Here is a 5,468-nt window from a genome sequence, read left to right on the forward strand (position 1 = left end):
GCATGGCCTATCCCGGGCTTGTCCTTGCCAACGCGGCGTTAGGAGCAGGGGTGGAGACCCACCTGTTCTTCACCTTCTGGGGCTTCGACATCATCACCAAGTCCAGGATGGGTGACCTGAAGTTCACCCTGCTCGGCAATACCGCCTCGCACATGCCGCAGGGGCTGGGCGGCCTGCCCGGCATGACAGCGATGACGACGCACGTGATGAAGAAACAGATCGCCGACGTCGGCGTGCCAGAGGTGCCGGAGTTCCTCGAGCAGATCGTCGCCTCCGGCGGCCATCTGTGAGCCTGCCGCATGTCCGCCGACATGATGCACCTCGACGAATCCGATTTGTATGAGGACGTCGAAGGGATCATCAGCGCCGCGGACTTTATTGAGAAGACCGACGGCGCCCAACTGCTGTTTATCTGACACGGGACCGAGGGTCGCCTGGCAGGGGACCGCGGGTGAGAGGCGATCGCAACGTTCGAGGCGACGTTCCCTGGATGCCGGGAAAGGCCGGTTGGCCGGCCTCGGCCCCGGTCGAGTCCTGGCCGGCGTTCGCGGTCGTGTCGCCGTCACCACGCCCGAGTCCCCTGAGCCGCCGTGGGATGGCTCTCACCCTACGGTGCCGATCGGTGCGGCGAGGGCGGCGTCGAGGCGGGCGCCGGCCTCCTTCGCCACCGGTTCCAGTTCGTCGCGGCCGGTGACGGTGACCATGATCCGCGGGTCGAGGACCTCGACCACGGTGCCACCGTCGGCGGCGCGGACGACGACGTTGCAGGGCAGCAGCAGGCCGATCTGCCGGTCGACGTCGAGAGCCCGGTGGGCGGCCGGCCCAGATCGCGCCCGACGGGCATACCGCCGTCCTGCTCGGCGGCGCGGCCGCAGAGAACATCGACCTGCACACCCTGCTGTCGGACCGCACCCCGCTGGTGCTCGGGGTGGTGCTGGGGATGGGTTTCCTGCTGCTGCTCGTGGTGCTCGCCGCGCCGCTGGCAGCCGCCCTCGGGGTGGTCACGAACCTGCTCGCGACCGGTGCCACGTTCGGCGTCGCGAAGCTGGTTTTCGCCGACGGGCACGGCGCGGGCCTGCTGGGTTTCACCTCCCAGGGGTTCCTCGACGCCTGGGGGCCGATCTTCTTCTTGGCAATGATCTTTGCGATCTCTATGGACTACACGGTGTTCCTGCTCGCCTCGGCCAAGGAGCACTGGGAACGCTCCGCCGATCCACGGGAGGCGATAGTCGGCGGGCTCGCTCACTCCGGTCGGGTCATCTTCGCGGCGGCCGCGGTGATGGTTGCGGTGTTCTTCACCTTCGCACTGTCCGGACCGCTGCCGCCAAAGGAGATGGGCGTCATCCTCGGCATCGCCGTGCTGCTGGACGCGGCCCTCGTCCGCCTCACCTGCTACCCGTCCTGCTCCGGATCATCGGACGGGCCGCCTGGTACAGCCCGATGTGGCTGCGCCGCGTCCTACCCACTGTCACCTTCGCCCACTGACCGAACGCCCACTGACCGAAGCGATCGCGTCCCTGGGCCGGCTACCCGCCGCCGGCCTAGGCACGACATCTGCCGAGGGCCACGCGAGGGACAGGAACAGCTTTTCCAGTTCCGTCTCGGTCATCGGTGCCGCCTCGCCGCTCTCACGCGCGGCCAGGCACTGTTGCATCCCGGACACTATGATCTTAAATCCGGCCCGGTCCAGAGCTCGGGAGACCGCGGCAAGCTGGGTGACGACGTCAGCGCAGTCGCGACCATCCTCGATCATGCCGATTACGCCGCGGAGCTGACCCTCGGCGCGCCGCAGGCGCCGAATCACATCCGCCATCGCCGTCTCGTCGACCTGCATCCCGACCTCCATATCCCGCACCAGGTGACCGCAGGCGCTGCCTCCAAGATACCCTCCCGGGTATACATCGGGTGACCTCACCCACGATCAGACCTTTCGGGATCGTCGCCGCTGGTTGTGGCTGGTTGTGGAGGACCTGGCGGGCGAAGGTGAGCTGTACCTGTCCAGCCGGCAGATCGCCGAGGCGCTCAATGCCGAGGGCTGCGCCCACCCAAGCGCACCGACCGCTTCGGCCCCGGCCAGGTCCTCACCCTGACCCGCCGGCTGGGCATCGGGGTCCGCCACCCTCGCGGCACCCGCACCGCGCTAACCGGCCTGGGACCACACCGGTACTCGGTGACCGAACTCGCCGTAGCCCTCCAGCAGGCCGACCGCTACCCTCTACACCTGGATCTACCGGGGGTGGATCACCGCGCAGCGCCACCCGGATGGCAGGTCCTGGGTCATCATCGCCGATGACGCCGAGATGCAGCGGCTACGCGAGCGCCGGGCCCCCGGGCCACTACACCCGCCGGGTACCCCGATAACCGACGTTTCGTCGGCTGCTTCGCATCGAGTCGGACGGGACAAGAGCCAAGCGGGCACACCACGTCGGTGGAGGGGTAGGCTGTAGGTGTTGCTTGTTCTTCCGTGCGTGACCTACGCAGAGAACGGCACGACTGGACCACGGCACCGGCCGGGGTCTGGGGCGAGGCCGGTACGCGAAGGACGCTTACCGGGAGCGCGGCAAGGAGAAATAATCGTGGCGCAGGGTACCGTCAAGTGGTTCAACGCGGAGAAGGGCTTCGGATTCATCTCCGTCGACGGTGGCGGCCCGGACGTGTTCGTCCACTACTCCTCGATCGTGGCGGACGGCTATAAGTCCCTGGATGAGGGCCAGAGCGTCCAGTTCGAGATCGTGCAGGGCCAGAAGGGACCGCAGGCGGACAACGTCCAGCCCGTCTGAGACCGTACCACCCCCAGCCTTACGCGTCGGCGCGCGGCTCCCGCGGGAGCCGCGCGCCGACGTTGTGTTGGTCGATGTTGTGTTGGCAGGCCGGTAGTCTCACCGCCGTAGTTGACCGACGCCGTCGGCGGACACCGCGCGATCATGGCTCATGTACACCTGATGAGCGACCAGATCAGCGCCCGGGCAACTGAACCACGGTGATGAAGAAGTCGTCGATGAACCGGACGTCATCTACGAACCGGTCGAAGTCGACCGCCTTCGTCACGTAGGCGTTGGCGTGCAGATTGTAGCTGCGCAGGATGTCCTCGGCAGCGTCCGAGGTGGAGAGCACCACGACGGGGATACGTCGCAGGTCGGCGTCGGCCTTGACCTCGGCCAGGACCTCGATGCCGTTGCGGCGCGGCAGGTTGAGGTCCAGCAGGATCAGGTCGGCCGTAGGGGCCTGTGTGAAGGGCTCCTCCCGGCGGAGGAACGCCATGGCCTGGATACCGTCGTTCACGACATGCAGCCTGCCGTTGATCCGATCATCCGCGAACGCTTCGCGGGTCATGAGGACATCCCCCGGGTCGTCCTCAACCAGCAGTACGTCGAACGGGTCCGTACGGACACTCGCCGTCATCTGGATACCTCGAAGTAGAGGCCGCCATCGCATGGCAGCCGGACGAGAAGCGGGGGGTAGGGACGAGAGGCGGAGTAGGGACGAGAAGCGGGGACAGGGCGGACCGGACGATCAGCGCCCACCGCGGGGGACGGCCGCTCCTCGAGAGCGTGAGCGGGGTCGCGAGCAGGCGCGGGCGGAGCCCGTCCGGCCCGGAACGGTAACCGGACATCCCGGAATCGATGCACGGACTTTGGCGATGTCTGACGGTACGCCAACGGAAGTGGTCTGTCGCCCCCCTAACAGGGACAAGTCCAAGGACAAGCCGAGGCTCACCGTTTTCGGCCTCGCCGCGACCGCCCGGGCACCCACGACCGCCCGGGCACGAGGCCGTACTTCGGCCGCCGTTCCCGGCGTGGCGGTTCCCGGTCGCCTCCGGCGGGAAGGCAAGGGCCATGAGCTCCGGCAGCCCGGTCCAGGACGAGATCCGCCCGCATGCCCGCGAACTGCGTCGGCTGATCCCGGACGTATACCGGGGACTCGGCGCCCTGGGCGACGCTGCTCTCCGTGACGGCGCCCTGGACAGCTGCACGAAGGAGCTGATCGCACTGGCGCTCGCCGTGAGCACCCAGTGCGACGGTTGCATCGAGACACACGCCCACGGCGCCGTCCGGCAGGGTGCGACCTGCCAGGAAGCAGCCGAGGCCATCGGGGTGGCACTGCTGATGAACGGCGGGCCGGCGTCGGTCTACGGCCCGCGCGCGTTCGCCGCCTTCAGGCGTTTCCGCGCCGAGCGGCACGAGGCGGGGGACGGTACGGCGCCGCTCGGCCACGTAACCCCGGCCTCGCCGGGACACGCTCCATCAACCGGCCAGGTTCAGCCCCCCGACAACACCGACGTCTGAACCGGCGGCAGAGGACCCGCCGCGCCGACCACCTGGCGGACGGTGGTATCCGCAGACCGTCTTCATGACCGGCTGAGGACACGTCGGCGCGGGTGCCGCCGCCATCCGGCGGGCGCCCCGGACGGCCCAGATACAGACAAAGAAAATCTCATGGTTAAAAATATCCCTGGAGATTTCCTCGCCCCCGTTTCGGGCCATCGAAATTCGTTGCTCCACGGACGAATTGTTTACCTATCCTTTACAGTTCCACCCACCTCGGCCGGCGACATCCTGTTACGATTTCCCCGTGACTGAAGGCGAACGGGGAAGAAGGATCCGATGACGTTTGTCGTCCTGTCACCCTGCATTGATGTCAAGGACACCGCCTGCGTGGAGGAGTGCCCGGTCGACTGCATCTACGAGGGCGGCCGCAAGCTGTACATCAACCCGGATGAGTGCATCGACTGCGGAGCCTGCGAGTCGGCCTGCCCGGTCGACGCGATCAAGAGTACCCGGATCGTGCCGGCGAGCGAGGCCGAGTTCATTGCGGACGAAGGAGTCGAAATGAAATAACTTGCGCGTTTCGAACCCTCCACAGGCCTGTGACCTGCGATGATGCTCTCGATCACGTATTTGTTACTTCATTACGTCCCCGAAGCCCGGTTCTTCACCGCCATCCTGTCTGGTCGGGATGCTCCGATCGGTAATCCGGGCGGCGCCGGCAAGATCGGCCCGATCAGGGCGGACACCGCTTTCGTCGCGTCCTACAGACGCTGACGAGACAAGCCGCCGGCGAAGGCTGACGCGGCCACGGCGTCAGCGAGACCGCCGGCCTACGGCCGGTGCCCAGGACCCATCCCGTCCGGGCACCGGCCCTCTACATTTCGGGGCCGAAGCAGGGGCCGGGGTCGAAGCAGAGTTCGGGGCCGGAGTCGGCTGGAGACGTTCCCGGCGTTCCCCGTACCGCGCCTGAATCGACGTGTCTCGATGTGTCTCGACGGGTTTCCCGGCGGGTTTCCCGACGGGTGATGCCGATTGACGAGAAAGCGGCGTGACAAAAATCCCGGAAAACGGCGTGCAGGCGTCATCACCAGGAGGCCGTCATCACCAGGCGGCCGGAGACCATGACGGAAACCACATGGGCCCGGAACCGGGATCACTCCGGGCCGAGGCCGAGCCGGGCACAGTAACGCGGAATCCCCT

The 5,468-nt window shown here is 67.2% G+C and carries 4 protein-coding genes and 5 pseudogenes; 6 read left to right on the plus strand and 3 right to left on the minus strand.

All coding sequences use genetic code 11. From position 1 onward, the window contains the following. Positions 1–2 precede the first annotated feature (2 nt). Positions 3–416: pseudogene (locus ACY45C_RS06410) on the plus strand (DsrE/DsrF/DrsH-like family protein). 186 nt (positions 417–602) lie between these two features. Here the strand turns inward: ACY45C_RS06410 and ACY45C_RS06415 are convergent. Continuing rightward, a pseudogene (locus tag ACY45C_RS06415) lies at positions 603–821 on the minus strand (DUF302 domain-containing protein); the annotation flags it as partial. 26 nt (positions 822–847) lie between these two features. Here ACY45C_RS06415 and ACY45C_RS06420 point away from each other — a divergent pair. Beyond that, positions 848–1,485, plus strand: a pseudogene (locus ACY45C_RS06420) (MMPL family transporter); the annotation flags it as partial. 82 nt (positions 1,486–1,567) lie between these two features. On the opposite strand, the pseudogene ACY45C_RS06425 reads toward ACY45C_RS06420, so the two are convergent. Further along, positions 1,568–1,834: pseudogene (locus ACY45C_RS06425) on the minus strand (metal-sensitive transcriptional regulator); the annotation flags it as partial. Positions 1,835–2,576: 742 nt separating this feature from the next. Between ACY45C_RS06425 and ACY45C_RS06430 the strand changes: the two are divergent. Then, positions 2,577–2,780 (plus strand): cold-shock protein, encoded by a 204-nt coding sequence (locus ACY45C_RS06430; RefSeq protein ID WP_011438823.1) that lies wholly within the window; start codon positions 2,577–2,579, stop codon positions 2,778–2,780. A 175-nt stretch (positions 2,781–2,955) separates the two neighbouring features. Here the strand turns inward: ACY45C_RS06430 and ACY45C_RS06435 are convergent, their stop codons facing one another. Continuing rightward, complete coding sequence (locus tag ACY45C_RS06435; RefSeq protein WP_462186728.1) at positions 2,956–3,402, minus strand: response regulator; 447 nt, start codon at positions 3,400–3,402, stop codon at positions 2,956–2,958. Between the two features lie 434 nt (positions 3,403–3,836). On the opposite strand from ACY45C_RS06435, the gene ACY45C_RS06440 reads away from it, so the two are divergent. The 3 genes and pseudogenes from ACY45C_RS06440 (at position 3,837) to ACY45C_RS06450 (ending at position 5,042) form a co-directional block, all read left to right on the plus strand. Continuing rightward, the gene (locus tag ACY45C_RS06440) at positions 3,837–4,286 is read left to right on the plus strand and encodes a carboxymuconolactone decarboxylase family protein (protein WP_462186729.1); all 450 of its coding nucleotides are present in this window, start codon (positions 3,837–3,839) and stop codon (positions 4,284–4,286) included. A 318-nt stretch (positions 4,287–4,604) separates the two neighbouring features. Then, a pseudogene (locus tag ACY45C_RS06445) lies at positions 4,605–4,817 on the plus strand (indolepyruvate ferredoxin oxidoreductase subunit alpha); the annotation flags it as partial. Between the two features lie 60 nt (positions 4,818–4,877). Then, positions 4,878–5,042 carry a hypothetical protein gene (locus tag ACY45C_RS06450; RefSeq protein WP_462186730.1) on the plus strand — a complete coding sequence of 55 codons (165 nt, stop codon included), beginning with the start codon at positions 4,878–4,880 and terminating at the stop codon, positions 5,040–5,042. The last annotated feature ends 426 nt before the right edge of the window (positions 5,043–5,468 follow it).

Source organism: Frankia sp. CcWB2, assembly GCF_977927585.1.